Annotated in this window: 17 protein-coding genes and 1 pseudogene; 2 read left to right on the top strand and 16 right to left on the bottom strand. The window is 50.6% G+C overall.

Annotated elements, in window-relative coordinates; all coding sequences use genetic code 11:
* Positions 1-209: 209 nt before the first annotated feature.
* From C3F13_09125 to C3F13_09055, 15 genes and pseudogenes are all read right to left on the bottom strand, one after another.
* Positions 210-830: a hypothetical protein gene (locus C3F13_09125; protein PWB53561.1), complete on the bottom strand. Its 621-nt coding sequence runs from the start codon at positions 828-830 to the stop codon at positions 210-212.
* 292 nt (positions 831-1,122) lie between these two features.
* Positions 1,123-1,325 (bottom strand): annotated as a pseudogene (locus C3F13_09120) (hypothetical protein).
* A gap of 263 nt (positions 1,326-1,588) precedes the next feature.
* On the bottom strand, positions 1,589-2,257 hold the full coding sequence (locus tag C3F13_09115) for a hypothetical protein (protein ID PWB53560.1): 669 nt from the start codon (positions 2,255-2,257) through the stop codon (positions 1,589-1,591).
* A gap of 157 nt (positions 2,258-2,414) precedes the next feature.
* Positions 2,415-2,621: a hypothetical protein gene (locus C3F13_09110; GenBank protein PWB53559.1), complete on the bottom strand. Its 207-nt coding sequence runs from the start codon at positions 2,619-2,621 to the stop codon at positions 2,415-2,417.
* Between the two features lie 70 nt (positions 2,622-2,691).
* Positions 2,692-2,859, bottom strand: a complete 168-nt coding sequence (locus C3F13_09105) for a hypothetical protein (GenBank protein PWB53558.1) — start codon at positions 2,857-2,859, stop codon at positions 2,692-2,694.
* 214 nt (positions 2,860-3,073) lie between these two features.
* The gene (locus tag C3F13_09100) at positions 3,074-3,748 is read right to left on the bottom strand and encodes a hypothetical protein (protein PWB53557.1); all 675 of its coding nucleotides are present in this window, start codon (positions 3,746-3,748) and stop codon (positions 3,074-3,076) included.
* Positions 3,749-4,012: 264 nt separating this feature from the next.
* Positions 4,013-5,194, bottom strand: coding sequence for a hypothetical protein (locus tag C3F13_09095; GenBank protein ID PWB53556.1), 1,182 nt, complete (start codon positions 5,192-5,194; stop codon positions 4,013-4,015).
* 283 nt (positions 5,195-5,477) lie between these two features.
* Complete coding sequence (locus C3F13_09090) at positions 5,478-5,873, bottom strand: hypothetical protein (GenBank protein PWB53555.1); 396 nt, start codon at positions 5,871-5,873, stop codon at positions 5,478-5,480.
* Between the two features lie 94 nt (positions 5,874-5,967).
* The gene (locus C3F13_09085) at positions 5,968-7,464 is read right to left on the bottom strand and encodes a hypothetical protein (protein ID PWB53554.1); all 1,497 of its coding nucleotides are present in this window, start codon (positions 7,462-7,464) and stop codon (positions 5,968-5,970) included.
* A gap of 386 nt (positions 7,465-7,850) precedes the next feature.
* Positions 7,851-9,443, bottom strand: coding sequence for a magnesium chelatase (locus C3F13_09080; GenBank protein ID PWB53553.1), 1,593 nt, complete (start codon positions 9,441-9,443; stop codon positions 7,851-7,853).
* A 151-nt stretch (positions 9,444-9,594) separates the two neighbouring features.
* Positions 9,595-10,077, bottom strand: coding sequence for a hypothetical protein (locus C3F13_09075; protein PWB53552.1), 483 nt, complete (start codon positions 10,075-10,077; stop codon positions 9,595-9,597).
* A 177-nt stretch (positions 10,078-10,254) separates the two neighbouring features.
* Positions 10,255-11,643, bottom strand: coding sequence for a penicillin-binding protein (locus C3F13_09070; GenBank protein ID PWB53551.1), 1,389 nt, complete (start codon positions 11,641-11,643; stop codon positions 10,255-10,257).
* 216 nt (positions 11,644-11,859) lie between these two features.
* Positions 11,860-12,642 (bottom strand): hypothetical protein, encoded by a 783-nt coding sequence (locus tag C3F13_09065; protein PWB53550.1) that lies wholly within the window; start codon positions 12,640-12,642, stop codon positions 11,860-11,862.
* A gap of 229 nt (positions 12,643-12,871) precedes the next feature.
* Positions 12,872-14,236, bottom strand: coding sequence for a Subtilisin DY (locus C3F13_09060; GenBank protein PWB53549.1), 1,365 nt, complete (start codon positions 14,234-14,236; stop codon positions 12,872-12,874).
* A gap of 87 nt (positions 14,237-14,323) precedes the next feature.
* Positions 14,324-19,069: an alpha-amylase gene (locus C3F13_09055; protein ID PWB53624.1), complete on the bottom strand. Its 4,746-nt coding sequence runs from the start codon at positions 19,067-19,069 to the stop codon at positions 14,324-14,326.
* A 519-nt stretch (positions 19,070-19,588) separates the two neighbouring features.
* On the opposite strand from C3F13_09055, the gene C3F13_09050 reads away from it, so the two are divergent.
* Together C3F13_09050 and C3F13_09045 are read left to right on the top strand one after the other, a co-directional pair.
* Entirely contained in the window at positions 19,589-19,930 is a 342-nt protein-coding gene (locus tag C3F13_09050) for a hypothetical protein (protein ID PWB53548.1), read from the top strand.
* Between the two features lie 170 nt (positions 19,931-20,100).
* Positions 20,101-21,984 (top strand): hypothetical protein, encoded by a 1,884-nt coding sequence (locus tag C3F13_09045; protein PWB53547.1) that lies wholly within the window; start codon positions 20,101-20,103, stop codon positions 21,982-21,984.
* Between the two features lie 144 nt (positions 21,985-22,128).
* Here the strand turns inward: C3F13_09045 and C3F13_09040 are convergent, their stop codons facing one another.
* On the bottom strand, positions 22,129-23,685 hold the full coding sequence (locus C3F13_09040; protein ID PWB53546.1) for a hypothetical protein: 1,557 nt from the start codon (positions 23,683-23,685) through the stop codon (positions 22,129-22,131).
* Positions 23,686-23,690 lie beyond the last annotated feature (5 nt).

Raw genomic sequence — 23,690 nt, 5'->3', positions numbered from 1 at the left:
TTTGATCACACAGGGGCACAGTAAGGATGTGCCCCTGTAGTTTTTAATGCTCGAGATCCATCCGACCACAAATATCTCAACATCTTTCACTATCAATTTATAGTATCTGGAATCTCAAACCAAGGAACCTCAAACCAGGTAAGCTGAATAGGCTCACCTAGATATATCTAAATCTATTCCTGTTGGGATGCGTCTCAGTCACTGAATTATTAGGGGGAAGTGTTAACAATGTCCCTGACTTGCCTGATTAGGTCATCGATTTCGTCTGTGCAATGGTCTAAATCTTGCTGAAAAGGAAACAGCAAGACCTGGGATGAAACCTCGCTCATCAACCATCCATCCAGCAACAGCTCAAGATCAACAAATTCATGTGGATTAAATCGTTGATCAACTGTTTTTCTATCCCTTTGCAATCTCCTCTGCAGCAAAGTTGGCGCATCGATCAAGATTCGGATAATAATATCTGGTGGGGGCAAATAACCCCTAACAAAATAATAAAAGCGCTCACATATCCGGTATTCATCTGCAATCAGATGGCCTTTATTGTAAAGATTTTTAGTGAATACATGGAAATCCTGGTCGAATCCCCCATCCATAACCGCGATTTGATCATCCCGCCGGATGAGCCTCTCCTGTTCACCGCGATAGAGCAGAAAATCCATCTGGTTCGCCAGGGCCCATTTACGAATATCAGCCGTAAAGTCCTTTTGAAAAGGATGCTCTTCGGGCTTTTCCCAATAAGGAGTAAATCCCGCTTTATCGCAGATGATCTTGGTGAGTGTTGTCTTACCTGCGCCAAGGTTTCCGGCTACTACGATTAATTTTCCCATAGGTACTTCCGTTACTTGTTTCTTATGCCAGATGAGCAGTGGCAGGTCCTGGCCGGGTTATGATAATAACCACATGGGCAGGCGTGCAGTTCAATTCGACGGCGGGTGGGTAAATGTGAGGAGGCAGGAATAAATATGACGGCTATTGATAGAAGCAACTTATCCTTCATATACTCCTCCTTTTTGTTTTATTTAAATAAACTGAAAATCTAAAATCTTCTGGAATTTCCTGTCTTCCGATTTTTGTGGCATTTCATAAAATCATTATAACAATTTCTGGCAGGCGGGGCAATTAATTGTTCATTTTTGGAATCCAGGCCGTTGAAGAGTTCTTGAGGTACTGGATAGCTTCAGCCAGATCGGCGATGGTGCGGCTCGCTTGAGAATGCGGTGGTAGGCGCGTGCCGAGAGCTGCAGCTGGCTCATCGCAGAACGCCTCAGGGCACGGCTGGTATCATCCAGCTCGCAGAACTGGTGCACCTCCGCCGGGCGCATATCGGCATTATTATGTATTGGAGATAAAATTAGTTCGTTGGCATTAATCGGAAGCTCGTCTGACTAAGTTGGGCGTTCCATATGAATAATAGACCGGTCGCGGTGGATCTGATATGCAGCTCCGACGCATTACTGGATAACAAATAATAAATTGGCCTGATTAAAATTTATACGAATGGGCGAATAACTCTTGATAAAAACCAATCCGCTTTGAGCGGGAGAGTATTAACGAAGTAGGTAGCCATAACGGTTAAAAATAATTGTTAAGGATTAAAGCTAAGGGTATTTATCGCCTCCTGCACTAAGACATCATACTCAGCTCCCATCTGATCTCCGCGAACATAATTGATCTGTAGTTTCATCCCATTATTCTCGAAGAAGTAATATGTCGATTTCTCCTTTGACGAAGGGTATCCGATTACCCACCGTATATATGGATTTCCATTTTGTGTTACCAGTGAATCATAACTAATCGCAGTCAGGTCTGTGTACTTCTTTTTTACAGCTGCTTGGACAAGAGACGAATATTCTGATAAGGAGACATCAATTTCCTGTGTAGCAAAACCAATAATAGGTTTCTCCTCCACGCGCGGATCAATCAAATTGTCATATTTCCCACCCGAATGCTGGAGCACCCAGCCATCGGGGATGATCATCGTGAAGCTTCCGTCAGATGCATAATAACGATTAGGGTCTTGTGTCGGAGCTGGTGTACGAGTGGCAGTCGGTGTGGGTGTCTCAGTAGGTGTAGGTGTGGGTGTGTAAAAAGCTTGAGCAATTTTAGGCATAAATTGGATATTGAAGTTTATTACAAACAAGATTAAAACGATAACAAAGACAAAAATCAAGCCACAACCAATACCCACCACAATCTTCACATTTCGATTGTGTTGGCTAGACTTTAGGCTCTCTTCAGTCTGTGGCATTGCCATTTGTTCCTCATCCCAATGTGCGTATTGCAATTATCATTGCTTGGTTGCCCAAACCATGGAGTTCTCTCCTGATTACTATCAGGTATGCAATCTAATTATAGATTTATTTTTGCAAATAGGTAATTTCTACGGATAGAGATAGATAAACATGCTTCGATCATCCATGGCCGGTAATGTAATGCCTCCGCCAGGTGAGCCAGCCGCTGATGCGCTTCTGATACTTGGTGACCGTACCGGGGCTGTAGCTGCAGGCCTTGACCGGGTCACCAAAGTACCTGCATGGGCAAGCGTGTGGTGCAATACAATGGCGGATGGGAAAGTGTGCAGAAATGGGAAAATCATATGGATAATGGGGATATCCCATGATATTTCTCTTTCGCTCTCCCCACATCGAAATCACATATCTGGCATGCTATCAAGACAGCATTATGATTTCATGGCTGGTCTTTAATCATAGCCTGACAAAATATATAATTCCCTAACATTGGTGCTACTGTCGATACAGCTATGCCACCTAAAGGCTTCCAACCTTGCTTTATCAGCTCTGCTACTTTCCTAATAAGTTCTTCACGATTGTGTTCTTCGACCACTGTATATTCCATGTCTCCTCCTTATCAATATTTGATCTTATGGGTTGATTTCAGCAGGATTATCATACCAAGGATGCTCAAACCAGGGATTTTTTATCGGCGAGAACCATAATCAAATGATGACCATCCCAGGGCAACAACAATATATTATCTGGATGCAACTTCGGGTAAGCTTCACACCCAAAAGCCTCGTATTTAACCGCACTGTAAAAGTTAATCACAACAATTAGAATCCATCACAGAACTCGCCTGTTTGTGGGTTCCACATATCCGTATCTTTTGACATTAGCCAATAAGTCGTCCCATCGAATGTTGTTTTAAATGGATATGGACTCTCATCGGGTGAAGAATCAATTACTTTTCCAATGGAAATAATTCTTAGCTTATCAATATCTCCGCCTGTGGCCAGATGCATCTGATTATCCTGGATACCCCAGATTCCTTCCTCAATTGGAGATGGCGAACAAGCTAAGTCATTCAGGTCACATTCATATTGAGAGGGGAAAAACAGATAATTGCCTGAAGGGAAAAATACAAAACGTTCATTATATCCAGAACCAACCATGGGTGCCGCATGCCAGCTACCAATATACCCTTCTTTTATTTCCCCAAGCTCTTCATCATGCTTATTTCGCTTGCCAAGACATTCACATGGGTTACTGGCATTTGTGCATAGATCTGGAACTTCTATCTCAGCGACACTGGTTGCTGCTTCCGTTGGAGTTGCAATAACTGTTATATCTGTGCCTTGGACGGTCGATGTTGCAACTCGTTCTGGTGCTTGGGTTTGTGTAGATGTTGGCCTAATTATTTTGGAAGCTTGAGGTGACGGGGAACAAGCTGCCAAGAAAGTGAGAAAAAAACCCGTAACCGCTACCAGAAAGAGATGTTTACGAAACATGATCCCTCCTCGAGTCAACCACCCCATCCTACTTGTTGATTAGGGTTATTATCCTACGATTTATCAAAACAGGGATACTTGAATGGAAAGGACCATAAACGAATACGGTTCCATCTTGGCCGTGCCAGCTCTAGTGTAATTATTGCCGGCAACCCGATTTCAATGGAAAGCAGGTCATATTTACCAGGTAAGACGAGCTTTGTGAAATTTTATGAATGTCTGAGAGACCAGGATCATGTTTTAAGCCTGAAGATATGGCAATCATCATGGCGAATCATTGACCACGGGCATGTAGATACGATTATCAAAGCTCAAATCGGATAGATGCACGTTAATATCTGCTTCCACGATTGTTCCTACCCCTTTCGAATTGCACCCCATTAATGCCTTACGCAGGTTGTTGTCATTGTCTGGATTCATAAAAGCCTGGCTTGGGGCGCACGGGTACATGACATACTTGCTCATCCAGTAATCTAGCGTCACTGGATCTGTGCATAATCCCACTGTTTTGGTATGTGCTGCAATCGGGTCAGTACGGCTTCGATAGCCGGTGAATTCGGCGCAGGTCATATAGAAAACTGGCCTGAGCAGCTGGGTAATCAAATGTCCGACTGATTCTCCCATAGCTTGCGGGCTGATTGGTTTGCTATACCCGACGCCATGCAAGGTGTAATTGGAAAGATTACCAAAATCAACAACACCAATATGGGTCTTGAGTGCGCTGGTTGGACCAGCATAATCTTCAATATTAAAGCTCCCGTGGTTATTGAGGGTGGGCAGGAGGATGAGCTTCACATTTTGCCCGGTATAGGCACCGCCTTGCCAGACGCCGTTTTTTAGGTCAATCAATCTATCGCTGTAACTCGAGCGGAGGATGGGATAAGACAGTTCTACGATGCGACCGTTCGCGATAGTCGTGTATGGGCTGTGTACCCAACCCTGGTTGCCTGGTCCAACCATGTCTGGCCCTGTGACCTTTTCCCAATTCCCTTGACCAGAATCGTACAGGGGATCAGCGGTGACATTCGGAAAACCTTGGTTTTGATAATCTGCAATCAACTCAAGGTAATTCATAACAGGCCAGTTGTTCACACGGTTACCTTCTGACATGTTCCAACAATAGTTACCAGACATGGCGGCTACCGGGTCGCGGTGTACATGCTCGGTGAGGATGATCTCCCCGGTGAAACCACCCGGCCTATCGAGGATTACATCAATAAGAGCTTTTATACACTGGGTATGTGTATATCCCTGGTTTGGCCATTGCCCGTTGGGTTTGAGCACAACCACATCATCGCTGCCAATGAAATGCTGGATGCCGCCAGCTATGTCAATGACTCTTCTTACATTTGTCGTGGGTGAGCCATTGTGCGCTACATAGACATCGACCTTCTGGTTCGAGGCCTGGGCGAGTCTATCCAAGCGGTTGAGCTTACGGCCAAACACGGGTGTGGCAGCAAAGATCGCCAGAGCTTTTAGAAATTCACGTCGCGTAAGAGGTGAAATAGGTTTGATCCTTCCGGATTAGAATAAGCATTATTATCAATGAAATGCTCGACAGATCGATAGGAGAATGAAAAATACTAACCTTCGATTATATCTTGGTCCACGGAATTCCAGGGTCTGAGGGAAGGGGGAAAATGATGGTCTGGTTACCGGACAAAATTTTGAGGAAGTATGTAGCTTGTTATTGTTTACCCCGTATAGATCTATGGATGAAAAGCCAGGGTCAGTATATCTCCATCATCCTGGGCCGGTACTGCAGCGCCTCAGCCAGGTGCGCTGGTTGGATCCTCTCACTTCCCCCCAAATCTGCAATTGTTTGCGCCAGCTTGAGGATGCGGTGGTAAGCGCGTTCCGAGAGCTGCAGCTGGCACATGGCTGAGCGTATCAGGGTGCGGCTGGTATCATCCTGATCGCAGAATGGACGCACCTCCGCCAGGCGCATGTCGGCATTAGACTGGATACTTTGTAAGGGCGAAGCATTTGCCGGTGAATGATCATTTATATTTTCCGGTTCGTTTGATGCATGCTTCGCCCCGACAAGAAAGCGCTTACGCTGGATCTGCCTGGCCGCGTCGTTTGCTTGAAACAATGATTTCCTACCCTCTTTAGGCTGACTGATTGATCTGACAGAATTACCATGTAAAACGAAGCGCTCATTTACACTTACTGAATTTCACGCTGTAGGAAATGAGCGCTTCGTCCAATTCAGATTTTCAACGGAGGGTTATTGGCAGTAATATCTGTGCGATGAAATCGGGCATGCCATAGAAGACGACAGCGCGGCCTTCATTGTTTTCGCCACCATCATAATCTCGCGCCCCGACGATAATATCGTCACGACCATCGCCATTCACATCTCCAGCTGTATTAACTGACCAACCCCATTTGGCATCAGTTTGCTTGGCACCTATGTGATATTCAGTTGTGAAAGGATTTACGTTGGGTGAGCCAAAAAAGAGAAATGACGCGCCTTCTCCACGTAATGTATCGGTATACCACGGTGATCCAATGATGACATCATCATATCCATCATCATTGACATCTCCTGCTGGGGCAATAGACCAACCAAACTGTGCCCATTTTTGGTTGCCTTCCTGCGACCAGGCTGGAGTTGATAACGGTCCAGCTGCAGAGCCAAGGAATAGATAGGCAATGCCCTCGTAAGGCAAAGGATTTGGATACTTGCCACCGCCAACCATTACATCGTCGTATCCATCCCCATTGATGTCCCCAACTCCAGCAACAGAAATCCCCAGCTCACTATACGCGTGGTTATTCTCAAAGGTCCACGAAGCTGTAAGTGACAGCCCGGACACCGAGCCAAGGTAAACATACGCACGACCTTCAGCTTCATCAGGGCTACTCCAGCCCGGATGACCGACAATTACATCAGCATAGCCATCTCCATTGACATCGCCAGCCGAGTCCACCCATGTACCGTAACCGGTCCAGGCTATATCGCTTTCAGTGACCCAATTTGCGGTATCTGCAAAACCACTGGCTGAGCCATAAAAGACGTATGCCCGACCTTCGTTGCCTTCCGGATAATCCGCCCAGGGAGCACCGATGATCACGTCATCAAATCCATCATTATTCACATCACCAGCAGATGCAATTGACCACCCGAAGCTTTCATCGGATGTTCCCCCATTTTTCATCCAATTGTAATTGCTTGGAAGACCGTCCGCCGAGCCCAGGAAGAGGTATACTCGACCTTCACGGTGAGTGTCTGGATCACCCGTGGTGCAATATTCGGATGAAGCGAGGACATCGTCAAATCCATCATTATTCACATCACCAGCTGAGGCAACCTTCCAGCCAAGCTGACACTTTGCCAAATTGCTCTCAAACGTCCAATCTGGAGTCGTGCTTAAGCCTGTTGCGGAGCCGTAGTATGCATAGACGCGGCCTTCCATGATTTCCCCATTCATGTAATATGGCGCTCCAAGGATGATATCTGCATACCCATCACCATTCACATCGCCAGCCGTGGAAACAGCAGCACCGTAGCTGTCACCGCCATAATTGGCCTCACCAATCCAATCTGGCGTTAGGAATGGATTCATTGGGTAAGGTAATGTATTTATTCCCTGAAGTAAAGGGTTCAATACAGCTGCTTGTCCACCCTGGTTGTTATGCCCACCATTCGTAATCTGTAAGAAGCCTGCAACGAAGATCAGAGACGTTAATAGATACAACAATCGTTTCATGTGCTTCCTCCTCACCTTAGTTGTTATTAAAAAATTGGGTTGATGTAACAAAAAAACCAGACGATCACCTTTTTCTTCGTTCTGGTTTATACACAGCTTATTCTTCGGTCAATCCTACCCCACCTCCTTCGAAATCTTTAGGACCATTGTTATAAGAATATCGCCACGGTTAATAAATCAATCGATATCAGAAGATTGGGTTGAGAAAATTTATAACCAGCTTGTTACATTATAGAAAATAATGGAAGTGATGTCAACTCATATTAATAATTTATCCTTTACCATTAGTGACGGATGATTTATTACACACCGATATAAAGATTAAGTATTTGGGTTATTGAAACAAAAACCCTTTATTGTGCAGTTCACGGCTAATCAGAACGTTATTAATTCGCATCCATCCCCTTCGGTCTATACTGCAGTGCTTCGGCCAGGTGAGCGGGCTGTATCCTTTCGCTTCCTCCAAGATCTGCTATCGTCCGTGCCAGCTTGAGGATGCGGTGGTAAGCACGTGCCGAGAGCTGCAGCTGGCTCATGGCTGAGCGCATCAGGGTGCGGCTGGTATCATCCAGATCACAGAATTGGCGCACCTCCGCCGGGCGCATGTCGGCATTACACTGGATACTTTGTAAGGGCGAAGCATTTGCCGGTGAATATTTATTTACATTTTCCGGTTCGTTTGACGAATGCTTCGCCCCAACAAGGAAGCGTTCGCGCTGGATCTGCCTGGCCGCTTCAACCCGTTTCTGGATGGTTGCAGAAGGCTCGCCCAGGCGTTGGTCGCTCAGCTTGTCGTATTCCACCCTGGGCACTTCGATGTGGATATCGATGCGGTCGAGCAGCGGGCCAGAGATACGTTTATGGTATTTAGTGACGATGCCTGGCGAGCAGGTACAAGCCTTGACCGGGTCACCGAAGTAGCCACAGGGGCATGGATTCATGGCTCCAATCAGCTGGAAGTTGGCAGGAAAGGTAAGCGAGCCCTGCGCCCGACTGATGGTGACAGTCTTATCTTCGATTGGCTGGCGTAGCACTTCCAAGACGCGCGGGCCGAATTCAGGCAGCTCGTCCAGGAAGAGTACCCCACGGTGAGCCAGGGATATCTCACCTGGATGAGGCCAATTTCCTCCACCCACCAGCCCGGCATGACTGATGGTATGGTGCGGGGCGCGGAATGGGCGGTTTTGGATTAGGGGCACATCTGGGGGGAGCTGGTCTGCTACTGAATAAATGCGGGTGACGTCCAGGGCTTCATCAACAGTGAGGTGCGGCAGGATACTTGGCATAGCACGTGCCAGCAGGGTCTTGCCCGATCCCGGTGGGCCTGTCATCAGGAGATTATGACTCCCAGCCGCGGCAACCTCGAAGGCACGTTTGACGTGTTCCTGGCCCTTGATCTCCTGAAAGTCGGTCTGAACCAGCACCGGCAGCTGCTCGGGCGTGATGGGCTGCTGGGCTGGGATGGGCTGCAGGCCAGAGAGGTGACCGTACAGCTCCGCCAGGCTGGTCACCGGGATAACCTCCAGGTTGGGGATCAAGGCTGCTTCGGCTGCGTCGCTCTGCGGGACGAAGATGCGCTTGAAACCTTGCTGGCGGGCGACCACGGACATGGGTAGAATGCCACGCGAGTGCCGCACGCTGCCATCCAGAGACAACTCCCCCACCACCAGGGCGTCCTCGCAGGCAGCCTGGGGAAGCCGTCCCGCCATCACTAAAACACCCAACGCGATCGGCAGGTCATAGGCCGGGCCTTCCTTGCGCACTGAAGCAGGTGCAAGATTGACGATGATGCGCTTGCGGGGGAACTCAATCCCGGCGTTTTTGACGGCAGCCTGGACGCGCTCGCGGCTTTCCTGCACAGCCGTGTCGGGCAATCCAACGATGGTCATCCCTGGCAGGCCGAGGCCGGTGTCAACCTCCACCTCAACCACAACACCTTCCAAACCAATCACAGCACAGGAAAAGATTCTTGCGAGCATGGGAATTATTCAGGAAAATTTCAAAGAATGGATAATCATCAGGAAAACCCTGATTAGAGTTGGCTATGGAGAACAATAAACACAATATGGCGAGTAGAAGTATTTGGAGAATGATCGATAAAATAGTCAGCCAGTAAATGAGTAACTAGATCTACAAACGAGTCCACTTCCAGATGCCCAGGTCGTTCAGTACCCAATAGGCTTCGGTAAGGATGCGGTAATGGTTATGCTCTTCCTCTGACAACCGCATAAACATCCTATGGCCAGAAGGATTACTGATCTGGCCAGCCAGCTCCGCATAAGCCTTTTCCGCAATTTTCTCCCGCTCGATGGCCTCCGAGATGATCTTCATCACGCTTTTTCGGTCATGCTCTTCGGCTGCGGTGATCTCAAATTTCGGTGGAAGGGGAAAAGTCTTCCCGGTGTAGCTGATAAACTCGCCCGTGTCGATCAGTGACTTTTCCAAGGCGGTCAGTTGATGCAGGTGGTATTTCTCGAATTCGCTTAACTCAATGAATAATTTCTGGCCCATCGAGTTATGAATTGCCTGCGCGGCTTCAGCATAATGCAGAGCAGCTAGTCTCTCGTTTTCTTTTACCACACGGACGGCATCAAGCAAGGTGGTTGTACTCACTCGTTCCTCCAGGAAATCAAAGCAAGCGGTAGGCTAGATTTGCGGGGAATTGATCGGTAGTGATCGTCAATGATGGTTATTATAGTATAGAAATCCTGCCATACGTAGTATGGATCGTATTCACACATTCTTTGGATGATATGCCCCTTAAGTACGCCGACTTACATGGCGATATGTTCAGTTTACCCTTTCATGGAGCCTTCCCCCAAAGCGTAGCCAGGTAATATTCCCGTCAGGGTTCCTTAAAAACTCTCCGCGCGCGTTTTTCATGGGTTCATCCAGGCTGATCACCCGGTCTTCGGCATACATACCCATCCGCACGGGAGGTGGGGCTTGCGGGGCGGGTGACTCAGGCGTGGGGAAGCCACCTTTCGGGATATACTGCAGCATCAGCACGCCTTCGTTGACATAGATATCACATATGCCTGAGGCAGAATCGTACCTGGCAACCAATGGTTGGAGTTTTTCAGCCGGGATATCCATGGGGAGCGCTTCTGGTAGGGTTAATCCTGTATAGGCTTTCATGGAAAGATTGGCGATCTCGTCACACAGCAGGTTGCCTTCGTCGCTATTGGTGAAGATAGCCACGGCAAATTTCCGCGACGGTATGATCCTGAGATATGAAGACTGACCATTCGTGCCGCCGCCGTGGCTGATCATTTTCGTGCTATCCAGCATGGTGATGCTCCAGCTCAACCCGATGCTGCTGATCCCCGTTGAAGGAAACAGGGGGGTCTGCATCTGCTCAAGCAAATCCCTTGAAAGCAAGCGCTTTCCATCAGGAGTGAGCCCATCCCCCATGTGAAAACGGGCGAAGCGGAACAGGTCTCGGATTGTGCAGATGACCCCTCCTGCCGGGTGGGCGGCGCGGCCGATCGCCCACGGCCGGGCAACCTTTGCCTGGCGGTCCAGTACTTCATGCCCGATCGCCACACGGTGCGTGATGACATCATCGGTGAAGAAAAAAGACATGTGCATACCCAGTGGTTCAAGAACCAGTTCCTTTATTGCAGCTTCAAAGTTAGTGCCCGTCACTGCCTCGATCACCCTCCCGGCCAGGTAAAACCCCGAGTTGTTATATGACCAGACTTCACCAAGCGGTGTGAGTTGGGGGAGCTCGGCCATTTTGTCTACCATTTTCGCCAGGGCATCCTCACCTGGCCCAAAATCGTTGAAATAATCTCCCACCCAGCCACCCGTATGTGTTAGCAGGTGGCGCATCGTGACGTGGGCAGCAACGCTCTCATCGGCCAGTTTCAGGGATGGTAAGTAAGTGCGCACTGGCGCATCCAAGGCGAGCTTGCCCATCTCCACCAGCTGCATGACCGCAGTGCCCAGGAAGGTCTTGGTGATCGAACCGATCTGGAAGAGGGTATCTTCTGAAACCGGCAAGGGGTGTTCAAGGCTGGTCACTCCAAATGGGGCGATGGATTCCAATCCATCGAACAGCACACCCAGCACTGCACCTGGGATTGGTAAGCGCTTCTGCTCGGCACTGGCCAATTCGATGATGGCCTGAAATCTCTCATCGTGCTGCAAACTAGTTAGGTTATCTTTGATCATCATGAGCTCCTCGTATTGAAGCTTATACACTCAGTATTGTGTTTTAGGCAGTTGACAGAACCGATTCCCATCAGATTTATCCCAGGATACTCGTAGCTGGATAGGCAAGAGGTTGGCGTTCGATGATATTATAGCCTTGGTGGTCAGTTGATCCGGTAGAGATGCCTTTTTATTGATGAATTGGCGGGGGACCCTATTGCACCAGGCTATTATTCGTTTCTAGCTATCCTCCAGGATTCTTGGGACGATCCTGGCGATACGGTAGCTGTTTTCAATCTCATTACCCAGCTTCAGGTTTTTACCAATTTTCTTACCATAGGCAAAGAAATCCGCATACAGTTGGTCGGGGTCGGCGCTGGCTAATTGAGCCAGGCTGGAATACCCGGCCCCGATAATATTAGAGATGGTCGCCTTGCTGGCCCAGGGCAGGCGTGACAGATCCGCCCGGTTGACCAGCTCGAGGATAGTATTCGCAGGCAGGTTGCTGCTATCGCTCAGCGCTCGTCGACCATCTGTGGTGCGACCCTGCTCCAGGGTTTGCAAATTGGTGCGCACCCCCATCTTTCCCAGCTGTTTAATCGCCTCGGTCATGGCAGAACTGCTGCGCACCAGCCCGCTCAGATATTTCTCGTTGGGGATGAACCAGTAGACGAGATATTTGAGGACTGCGACCGTCTCTGTCGCTGGGATGCCGCTATCCCGTGTGAAGTTTTCCAGTTTGTCGCGATCGGCAGTGCGCACACTCAAGTCCAGCACATTTGCCACGCTGGCTTGCTGCAGACGGCCGAGGATACTCGTCAGCCCCGCGTGGTAATTGCGGTAGCGGTTGCGCGCATCCCCGAGCAAAAGCTTATTCGTATAGTCGACGACATCGTTCAGTGGATAGTTAAAAATCTGGCAGACGAAACCGTAACCAAACGCCGTTTTATAGCGCTGGCAACAATCCTCATAATCTTTCATGGGGGAGAGTGCTTTGTGGACCTCGTCCCAATTAATAGCCATGCGTCCTCCGCATTCATACGACGTGCAGGAATAATTCTACTGGTACCTATGAAATCTTGCAATCGGTAAGGTGAGGTCGTGTTAGCGTGGCAAGACGGATACCCATGCTGAGCAGGCACACTGGTGAGCACGCATGATAGGGAATTAATAATAAAAAGCTGCTCGGCGATTTCGCCGAGCAGCTCTTGTGTTGCCTGAAACGCTTCTACCAAGGTTTCAATCTTAATGTCTACGGAGTGGCTGCCAATGCCGCATCTGCGGTCGCCAGCCCAGCTCCGGTAGCATCAGCCTCCCAGCAATACTCGACCAGGTTTCCATAACCATCGTTCACTGTCCGGCAGCCAGGAGCCAGGCTTATTGCACTGCCTTCCAGGATGCCCTCAGCATCGCTGGCAGTCAAAGTGGCGTCCTTCTGAGCCATCAAAGCCACGATACCAGCGACGTGTGGGCTGGCCATGCTTGTGCCACCCAGGTAGTAGTAGGAAATCTGCCCGCTATTTGTCTGGTAGGGGCCAACGATCCACGATCCAGGGGCAGCCACATCTAGGTCCTGCCCAGGCAGCTCCCGGCTCGAGAAATCGGTGATATAGAAATCTGCCGGGTTGGTCGGCTCAAGTACATCCAGGGTTCGCCACCAGCTGGCTGCGGTCCATTCGCCGACCCAGCCGGAGGCGGCTACGGAGATGACCGGTGCGTATGCGCCAGGATAACCCATTCCATATGTACCTTCATTCCCAGCTGAGGCAACAACGATAACGCCCTGCTCGATGGCATAATCGATAGCAGCCTTTTCCATGGCGTCCAGGATAGATCCCCCAAGGCTCATGTTGATCACCACTGGGTAATCAGCCAATGGACCGGCTTTTAGGTCAGCGATATATGTGATGCCACGCGCCACTACCGACGACCAGCCCGAGCCCGACTGGCCAAGGACTTTCACCGGTATGACTGTTGCCAATGGCGCCACGCCATTAATCTTCGCTGTGCCATATTGATAGCCCAGGATGGTGCTGGTGACGTGCGTGCCGTGTGAGTTCTGGTCATGCTCCCACATGTTGGGTGGTTCGGATACATTTCCGTTTTCACCACCACCTCCGCGGAAGGCTTTGGCATACTGGGTGGCGATGCGCTCCTGTGGGAAGTACTGCCGCCAAGAGTCGAGCAGGCCGGTATCCAGCACTGCCACGTACACACCCGTGCCATCATATCCAATAGTCCTCCCGACCCCAAAATCAGTCACGTTGATCGCATCCTGGTCCCATGTGTTCCATCCGTCAGCAAAGTCGCTGGCCGAGACGGTATCAATGGGTGCCCCGTTACGCGCTGCATCAGGGTTGGCTGCAGCAACGAATGGCAGCGCCCGGATGGCGGACAGGTCGTTTTCAGCAATTTTCATGGTCACGGCATTAATTTCATAGACCATTTCGTTAATTTTGCCATACGTGCCTAATTTTGCCAGGATGCGATTATTGATTCCGGTATTCAATAATACGTTTATCCCAATCTGCTTGTTCAGCGGTGCAGCCAACGTGGCTGAGACGTTGGAAATTAACAAAGCTGCGATGACAATTACATAAATCAGTATCTTTTTCATGATTCATCTCCTTATGTTTGTTTTTGTCTGTCTTTCTGGTGCCCCAAGGAAGATGACTCCTTGGGGCGTTTCCATTACATTATATTCTTAGTTTCCGCATGGAGCAATATTACGCCAGTTGAGCACGGTATCGTTGATGGTCTGGGTGCCATTGCTGCCATAGCTCAGGGTAAGCATCCGGTTGCCGATCTCACCGCAGCTGACATCCTTTTCGACGTGCTCCCAATCGCCCAGGGTGTATTTATACTCAATCTGGGTTGATTCCTTGCCCGTCAAGGTGATGGTCCAATGGGTGGCATCGACCCTGGTCAGTACCGTGGCACCGGGGTTCCAACTTGGCCAGCCACCATCCAGGCGGTCAAGCGTGCCGGCGATATATACCGAGCGCCCTGTCCCGTCCGTCGTAGCTGGTACCGTTACGTCAAAGATTAAGGTCACGGTACGTAGTTCAGCCGTGGCACTTAGCTCCGCCGAATATGCTGAGCGGTTGAACGAGAGGTCAACCGACCGGACTACATAGTAATAAGTGGCTGCTTCGACCACATTGAGATCGAAGAAGCTCGTGCCGGTCAGTCGGGCAAGCAGGGTATACAGGCCGCCAGCTGTGTCGCTGCGTAGGACTTCATAGCCGTAAAGGGTTGGATCGCCCAACACGGCATCCCATGCCAGGCTGACCCCCTCCGGAGATGCTGAAACAACCGACAAACCTGTTGGTATGGCGGGCGGCGTGGTGTCACCACTCGGGTTCACCGTCAGCTTGCCCGGGTTGGGGGGCAGGGAACCGGCGCTGATTGGCCCATTGAGGTCAGCGTACAGCCAGTCACGTCCATTCGTGGTTGAATATCGGTAGACATAATCATACAATCCGGTGCTTTCGGGGAGCATGCTGGCCATGAGCTCATCATTATTACCATTATCCAAATTCCAGGCAGCCTCCACCCAGGTCCAGTCCAGGTTAGCTGCAGGGTTGCTACCCACAGGTCCAAAGCCAAGTTGACCTCGCAAGGTAGGGGTGAGTCCAGGTAGCTGGGTCACACCATCGATCCACACCTGCCCAAAAGCCGCATCCGTCCGGTTCACCGCGCTGATCACATGGTTCATTGTTGGAGGCCACACCAAGCCAGCCCACCCAATGATCAGGTGCGGCATGGCGAAGACTTCGGTTGAATAAGCTGATTCATTGCCTGACCCGTCGAGAGCGGTCACCACGTAGAAGTAGTCCTGCGCATTACGCAGCCCCGAATCAAAGAAACTTGTATCTGCTAATGGATCGGTATTGACCTTGATATAGCCACCACCAGTAAGTGGGCTGCGATACAGGTTGTAGCCTGTTGCACCAGGAACATCATACCAGGAAAGCAGGACCGCACCAGGGTCTTCGACCGCGCTTAAACCAGTCGGAGCAGCTGGCGGAGTCAGGTCGACCGTACCGGTCATCAGCACGATTGCGCTGAGTGGACCCAGGCTGCCAACCAGCTCGCCATTGATCACACTTATTGCACCCGGCTCGGCGGTTCCTACGATGTAAGCTGGATTGAAGACTACCCCATCGGGGATATAACCTGCCACCGGAACTGCGCCGGTTTGCTCAAGATTGCTGCGGTTGATGATGATGACCGCGGCTCGGTCCCCCGTCTTGCGCCCATAAGCAACGACACCGCTGGCATCATCTGCCAGGAGCACGCGCAGGTCACCATTAATGAGCACCGGGTTAAGTTTGCGTAAGTTCGCCAGAGCCTGGTAATGGCTGAACATGGGATTCGTGATATTCGTTGACGCCAGTGGAACCATTGGGTAAGTGCGACGGTCATCTGGATCATCATCGCCGGTCATAGCCAGCTCATCGCCATAATATACTGTTGGCGCACCAGGCAGGGTGAACTGGATCAGGGAAGCGATCATAACTTTTTGCTTCCCTTCCGCCAGGTTGGCTGCATTCAACTCTTTATCGGCAGTGGTTTCACTCCCTGGGGTAAGTGCCCACAGGATACGCTCGGTGTCGTGGCTGTCGACCAGGTTCATCAAGGCATAGAACACCTGTTGTGGGTAATCTTCCTGGATGGACTCCAGACGGGAGGCGAACTCGGAGGGGAGCAGGATACGACCACTGTCAGCGAACCCCTTCGAGTCAAAAGGACCCGGGGTGAGCAAACCCAGGATGGCGTCCCGCAGGCGATAGTTCATGGTGGTGTCGGCTCGCTCGCCACGCAGGTAACTCAGCAGGGTGCTGTCCTTCTGCCACAGCTCTCCGATGATCAGGGCATCGGCTTTGGCATCTTTCACTACGTCCCTGAAGGTTTGCCAGTAACCCGGCGGGAACGAAGCATCACCCATCACGTCCATCCGCCAGCCACCCGCTCCCTTGTTGAGCCAGTAGGAGGTTACGTTGGTCGGGCCTGTGATGAAATATAACTGGACCTCAGGGTTGGATTTATTGAGCACTGGGATACTATCAAAACCGAACCAGCCGTCATAGGTGGCGGAATCAGTTCCACCTGTGCCAACACATGTGCCCGTACCCTGGGCTACCTCATGGAAGGTGAACCAATCCCGGTAAGGTGAGTCCAGTGATTCGCATGCCCCCACAATTGGGTAGCGATGATAGCGGTCGAAGAACGGGCTGTCAGATGAAAGATGGTTGAACACTCCATCCAGGATAATGCGCATACCGAGCTGGTTGGCGTGCTTGACCAGGTTCTCCCAATCTTTCTGGGTACCGAAGTATGGGTCAATCTGGAAATAGTCCTGGGTGTCGTAACCATGGTTGGAAGCCGCATCGAACACCGGGTTGAAGTAAAGCGTGTTCACCCCCAGTGACATCAAGTATTGCAGGGATTGGTCGATGCCTTTCAGGTCACCGCCCATGTAGTCACGGCCTCGGGGTGACTCCGGGCCGGGGGGTGGGTTGAAGAGGAAACGCCACGGGCAGTTGGTGCCAGCATCACTATAATTGCGGCAGTAACCTTCAGGTAAAGTGCCCCACGGCAGCTTGAGCACCGGGTCATCATAGCGTAGCTGGCCGGTTTTCGGGTCGTTATCCTTGCGGCCGTTGCGGAAGCGGTCTGGGAAGATCTGGTAGATGACCGCGTTGTGGGCCCAATCGGGGACCATGAAATCCGGGTCGTAAACCATCAGGGCATAGCTGTTATCCACAGCATCCTCCGACATGGCACCTAAGCCACCATCCAGGGCAGGGGTGTTATCGGCGTAGTAGTCAGTGTCAGTTCCGTCGCTGATGATAAATCGGTACCAGAAGTTATTTGCAAACTGGTTCGGCAAGGTGATCGCCCAGAAATCACAGGTGAAAGGCAAGTCAGCCTGGTAACAGTCCACGTCTTCAGCTACCAGATTCATGGTCAGGATGGTTTGGGCAGCCTGGTTGAGGTCGTATACGCGCAGCTTTACATCCGTTATGTCGTTGTGGTAGGTGCGCAGGCGCAGGATGACCGGTGTGCCGGCTTCCACTGCCCCGCCAGGGGTACGGTAAAGCGGCTCACGCGAGTCATGGCGTACACCATCCCACCAGACGCTGTTATCATGCGCAGGGCTGGCTCCCCAAACCTCAGGTACGTGGGTGTAACTGTTGTACACAAAGGTGAGGGTCACTGGTTGAGTGAAGCTGAAGAGAATATTTGAGCCATTTTGAACCCCACCCAGGCCGTAATTCTCAGCCCATGATTCATTGATAGCCACCTTGAACTCATAGCTACCAGGAGGGATCGCATCGGTTGTGAACATATAGATGCCATCTCCATCGATGTCTTGAAGCCACGAGCGCAGGCAGCCTGGATCCCAATCTCCTGGGCAGCCCAGCTCCGACTGGAAGCTCCCGGGAGCCACCGCGATTACCGAATACTGGTTATCGGTGATCCAGTGACTTTTCTGGTCGTAGTAGAACTTCACCGATGTTAGCGCACCCAGGTTAATGGGGATGTTATCTCCACCAGGTAGAGCATGTAAGCCGTAATTTTCATCCCATGAGTCGTTAATGGCAGCTTTATATTGCCAGCTGCCTGCCGGGACAGGGAAGTTACCCTGCCAGACATCGTCTGATGCATCATAAGTGAGGTGTGTAGCTGCGCAGGCTGGGTCCCAGTCTCCACCACACCCAAGCTCACTTTGCAAGTCACCCGCAATGGTGACACTGGCTGTGCCTATAGGAGTGACGCTGACGGCTGGAATGTGGGTAATGCTATCGTATGTAAACGCTACGAGGAAGCTACCGGCAGGCACATTGAATGGGATGTTTGAACCACCCGGAGCACCGCCTTGGCCGTAATTCTCAGCCCATGATTCATCGATGGCCACTTTGAACTCATACGGGCCAGCTGGAAGAGCGGTCGTAGAAAGTGTGTAGATGCCATCTCCATCGATATCCTGCAGCCAGGAGCGCAGGCAGCCAGGGTCCCAATCGCCGGGGCAGCCCAGCTCAGATTGGAAACTACCTGGGGCGACCGCGATGACAGAATACTGGTTGTCGGTGATCCAGTGGCTCTTGTCGTCGTAGTAGAACTTGACCGAGGTCTGTGCTGCCAGGCTAAGCGGGATGTTGTCTCCACCAGGCACAGCGTGCAGCCCGTAGTTTTCAGCCCATGAAGCATCCAGGGCAGCTTTGTATTGCCAATTTCCAGCTGGGACAGGGAAGATACCCTGCCAGACATCATCTGCAGCATCGTAGGTGAGATTGGTGTTTGGGCAGGCTGGATCCCAGTCGCCCGCACAACCCAGCTCACTCTGCAAGTCGCCCGGAATGTTTACCGACGATGCATTGATCGTATCACCACGCGCCTGTAAAGCACCGACGACCACGAAGGTGCCTGACAAGGCAATCATAATTGCTAATAAAAAGCGAAAAATGACTTTCTTGTTTTTCAACATGAGCTCCTCCTCAAATTGATTGACGTTTATTAGAAAATGGCGGCATTAAATGATCCCCAGGTTTTTTTTACCTCCTTGTGTGCCCACAAACGAGACATAGACGCGTGAATAACCAATGTGTGTTTCCTGGTAAACCTGCTGTGCGTTGTTATTATCCTCTGTAATGCACAGCCTTAATGAATTAATCTCATATTAACATAAAATCAGGAGAGAGTCAATTTTTCTTAATCCAACTGCTGCTACACAGCTGCAGCTGAACTAGTTTATATGCATCATCATCACTCAATGTGGCAATAAATAAACTCCCCGGGAATCCAGTATGGGATTCTGTGGATTCCGCTATAATTTATGGGCTACAGCATATAGAGCTAGATTATTTCACATACCCCGATACATTGCGCTCGTTGTTGGCGACATTGTGAAAGGGGTAATGGAAGTGCATTGTTTTGAGGGATCATAAAATGGAGGTGTGAGATGACTGATCAAATGAGTGACTTATTGAAGGATAATAAACAAGAGACAGATACTTACCATGACCAGGAAAATTTATTGCGCATCGCTGTGACTTCTGACCGATTATCGTGGCTCTTCCTGGCATTATTTACTGTGACGGGTATTTTCATAGCTTTGTTTCTATATTGGTATATTAAAAGCACCTTCAGTGTTGAACAGCTGGTGGTCTACTTGTTGTTTGCCATCACCCCATTTGTCTTAGGGGGCTTCCTTTGGATCGCCTCCCGGGCACTCTCGGAGGTGATTTACCTGCTGATGGATATTGAGGACAACACACGCAAGCCGAAGAGTCACGAAGCTTGAGATTGCACGGATGTGGGGTCGATAAATAAGAGTCGGAATTCACCTGCGGATGACTATTCAGGCGGCTCCCTAGATATAAAAAACTTCATGCAAAGACATTGAGCTTTGGTCGCCTGATGGAGGTATATTAAACATATCAATCTACCCCGGCGATCAAAGAGAGTACGAAAATGACCGACCAGAAAACAACATCTCAGTCAACTGAAGCGATTAACCAGGAGCTGGTTGAGCGAGAAGCAGAATTGATGCTCATCAACAGCGTGCAACAAGCATTGGCCTCACACCTGGATGTGCAGGCCATCTACAACCTGGTGGGTGATAAGATCCGCGATATCTTCGATTCACCAGTGGTGATGATCTCCACTTACGATGCCGTAACAGATACCATGGAGCACCGTTACGCCATCGAGCGCGGTGAGCATATCTATGCACCAGGGCATTACCCGGTTCGCGGCTTCCGCACCCAGATTGTGCAAACCCGCCAACCTGTACTGGTCAGTAAGAACGTAGCTGAGCTGGCTGCTCGCCTGGGTCAGCACACCATCCCAGGCACGATCACTCCCAAAACATGGCTGGGGGTACCGATGATCGTGGGTGACCAGGTGACCGGCATTTTGAGCTTGCAGGATATCGACCGTGAATATGCATACGACGAGTCGGATGTGCGCCTGTTGCAGACCCTGGCTTCATCGATGAGCGTGGCCCTGGAAAACGCCAGGCTGTTCGATGAAACCGCGCGTTTACTTAATGAAACAAAGCAACGCGCCACTGAGCTGCACCTGATTAATAGCGTCCAGGAGGTGCTGGCTCAAAAGTTGGAACAAGCAGGCATCTACGAAATGGTTGGCGAGAAGTTGAGCGAATTCTTTACGCCAGCCAGCTTTTCGATCATGGTCTATGACCATGTTTCCGATCTACTTTCCACGCCTTACCAGGTTGAAAACGGAAAACGCATCCAGGTCAGTCCATATCACCCGGAGGGAAAAGGCTTTTTTGCTTACCTTTTACAAAACCCTCAGCCTTTGTTGATCGATGAAAATATGGACGAAGCAGTCATCCGCTATCAGAATGTATACTCGTCTGCCAGTGAGCTTCCGAAATCAGCCTTGTTCGTTCCGCTGATCATGAATGGCAGGGTCGATGGCGCGCTCGTCTTGAAGGACATGGACAACGAACATGCTTTTGATGAGACCATCATGCGCCTGATGCGGACCCTGGCCAACGCCATGAGTGTAGCCCTGGAAAATGCACGCTTGTGGGAGCAGGAGGCGCTCTACCGCAAGGCTATGGAACGCGAGTTTGAGATCGGCCATGAGATCCAGGCTGGTTTTCTTCCCGAAAGCATCCCCCAGCCACCCGGTTGGGAAATCGCTGCTTCCTTAAAATCTGCCCGAGAAGTCACAGGAGACTTTTACGATGTATTTGAGCTGCCCGAGGGGAATATTGGGCTGGTCATCGCCGATGTGTGCGACAAAGGGCTGGGTGCGGCCTTGTTCATGACCCTGTTCCGCAGCCTGATCAGAGCGGTGGCAAATATCGAATTTTACTCCCGTGTAGAAAGCATTGATACAAACAACCCGGGCCAACGCATCGAAAACGCCATGGCTTTCACCAACAACTATATTGCTGAAACCCACAACCGGGCGAGCATGTTCTGTACGATCTTCTTTGGGGTGCTGGATATTCAAACCGGAGTGCTCACCTATTCTAATGGCGGTCACTTGCCTCCGTTGGTGATTAACCAGGCAGGTGTAAAGGAAGCCCTGAAGGTCTGTGGTCCGGCAGTTGGTGTAGCAGCTGGCGCTATTTACAAAGTGTGCGAGGTGACCATCGCTGCGGGTGATATCCTGTTTGCGCACACCGATGGCCTAACCGATACCATAAACCCCTCCGGCGAATATTTTGACAAGCAGCAGCTCATCCCCTTATTTACCAGCGGAAAAAACCTGGCTGATGTGTTGGCCCACATCCAAAATCAGGTGAAGGATTATTCCACGGGCGCCACGCAGGTTGACGATATCACCATGCTGGCCGTGCGTCGGAACGCCGGATAACCATCACTAATGACGGGCATTTGGTACAAAATCCTGGTAAAGTAAAACGAACTACCCCTATTAATTCATTTCTTTCTGAAATCGGAAAAAATCCCCCAACAGCCCCAGAGCAACCTGGGGCTGTTCTTCTTCGATCGAGTCCCCCTACGGGATAAATGCGACGCTGGGCTGCATCCCTTGGGCAATGATTTTGGTTTCTCCAGTGAGCACATCCACTTCGCTAATTCGCTGTGCCTCGTAAGGTCCAGAGCTTAATATTAAGCGCGTTCCATCTGGAGACCAATTCAACTGGATGACATTGTCGAATTCGCCCAGTGTAACCGGATCACCTTGCGGATAGGGCTGGATGATGAGGCTGTAATGCTGCACATCCGGGTTGGTCAGGTTCGCCAGGTAGGCGATTTGGTTATCCTGGGGTGAAAATACTGGCATAGCCGCGTATCCGGGGTCATATTCTTGTGAGAAAGGTGTGCCTTCACCACTCTCTCTTGTGCGTATATAGATACGCTCGTTCCCCGTGGCGGTGTATGTCAGGTTGTCATATGCCAACCATTCACTATCCGGAGACCAGCTGTAAATTCCCAGGGGGATATCCAGGGCAGTATATTGATTGTTGGTGAAATCAACATAAGCGAGAGGCCCTTGACCTTCATAATATTGAACTTCGTTGAAACTGAGGAACCGCCCATCCGGTGACCAGACCGGTTGTACCATGGCATAACCACGCTCTGGCAAGACCAGATCACTGGTCTGTTGGGATTCGGCATCGTAGCCTTGAATGCGGTTGGCGAAGTTCGAGTCGGGTGTACCAGCGTGTAAGCCGAAATAATCCTGGCTCAGCTCGCTGGCAAATGCCAGCAAGTGACTCCCGTGTTTCCAGCTGTAGCTAGCCGGGTCCATGTCATACACTTCACGGCTTGCCCCTGTGCTGAGGTCAGTCACCCACAGGCCAAAATCGACCTGGATTCCACTGCCTACCTGCACACTATCGTTTCGCTGGTAGGCGACGAACCTGCCATCAGATGAGAGTCTCGGCTGGTCATAAGTGATATCCGGGCTGGTGAAGGTGTACAAGTCAGTCCCATCTGTTGTCACCTGATGTAACCCCCCATCCGGTTCATCCATGATCCATACGTTTCCATCCGGGCCGACCAACGCTATCCGTACCGGTGTTTCCGAAGGTGTCTGCTCGCCTCCAACTGGTGGCCAATCGAAGCTAGCCTGCACACCGTTGACACTGATCGCATAGTTTCCGGCAGGTAACCCTGACATGTTGAGAGGGAACCTGAAGATGAATGGCAACCCTTGTGTTGATGCTGGGCAACCGGTTGATATTGGGTTGCTGAGCAAGTCAATGGATAGTTGGAATTGGGCTGGGTAATGCAAGTTCACCTGATCCAGCTGAGCGCAGGGAGTTGACCATTCTCCTTCCACGACCACATCGACTGGGATTGGAGACCCAAAGCCTACTTCCACGTGAAATTGATTTACCAGCACATTGGGTAGGACAGAAGGTGTTGGAGTGGGAACATCAGATGAACTGGATTCTTCGGGCGAGCTTGCGGGAGTCCCGACCTCACGGATCGGTGTAATGGTTGCGAGTACGCCAGCACTCACCAGCACTGCACCTCCGAAAACCACCATGACGGTGACAATGATTATAGTCAGTATAAAAGGCAGGGATTTTTTTTGTGGTTGCATTGGAT

The sequence above is a fragment of the Anaerolineales bacterium genome (assembly GCA_003105035.1).
Taxonomy (GTDB): Bacteria; Chloroflexota; Anaerolineae; order Anaerolineales; family UBA4823; genus FEB-25.
Note: the sequence above shows the minus strand (reverse complement) of the source record. Positions and strands in the feature narration are given on the sequence as shown.

Coding starts and splice junctions, on each gene's coding strand:
- C3F13_09125 (PWB53561.1), bottom strand. CDS start 830: ATGGGAAAATTAATCGTAGTAGCCGGAAACCTTGGCGCAGGTAAGACA.
- C3F13_09115 (PWB53560.1), bottom strand. CDS start 2,257: ATGGCAATGCCACAGACTGAAGAGAGCCTAAAGTCTAGCCAACACAAT.
- C3F13_09110 (PWB53559.1), bottom strand. CDS start 2,621: ATGGGATATCCCCATTATCCATATGATTTTCCCATTTCTGCACACTTT.
- C3F13_09105 (PWB53558.1), bottom strand. CDS start 2,859: ATGGAATATACAGTGGTCGAAGAACACAATCGTGAAGAACTTATTAGG.
- C3F13_09100 (PWB53557.1), bottom strand. CDS start 3,748: ATGTTTCGTAAACATCTCTTTCTGGTAGCGGTTACGGGTTTTTTTCTC.
- C3F13_09085 (PWB53554.1), bottom strand. CDS start 7,464: ATGAAACGATTGTTGTATCTATTAACGTCTCTGATCTTCGTTGCAGGC.
- C3F13_09080 (PWB53553.1), bottom strand. CDS start 9,443: ATGCTCGCAAGAATCTTTTCCTGTGCTGTGATTGGTTTGGAAGGTGTT.
- C3F13_09070 (PWB53551.1), bottom strand. CDS start 11,643: ATGATGATCAAAGATAACCTAACTAGTTTGCAGCACGATGAGAGATTT.
- C3F13_09065 (PWB53550.1), bottom strand. CDS start 12,642: ATGGCTATTAATTGGGACGAGGTCCACAAAGCACTCTCCCCCATGAAA.
- C3F13_09060 (PWB53549.1), bottom strand. CDS start 14,236: ATGAAAAAGATACTGATTTATGTAATTGTCATCGCAGCTTTGTTAATT.
- C3F13_09055 (PWB53624.1), bottom strand. CDS start 19,069: ATGATTGCCTTGTCAGGCACCTTCGTGGTCGTCGGTGCTTTACAGGCG.
- C3F13_09050 (PWB53548.1), top strand. CDS start 19,589: ATGACTGATCAAATGAGTGACTTATTGAAGGATAATAAACAAGAGACA.
- C3F13_09045 (PWB53547.1), top strand. CDS start 20,101: ATGACCGACCAGAAAACAACATCTCAGTCAACTGAAGCGATTAACCAG.
- C3F13_09040 (PWB53546.1), bottom strand. CDS start 23,685: ATGCAACCACAAAAAAAATCCCTGCCTTTTATACTGACTATAATCATT.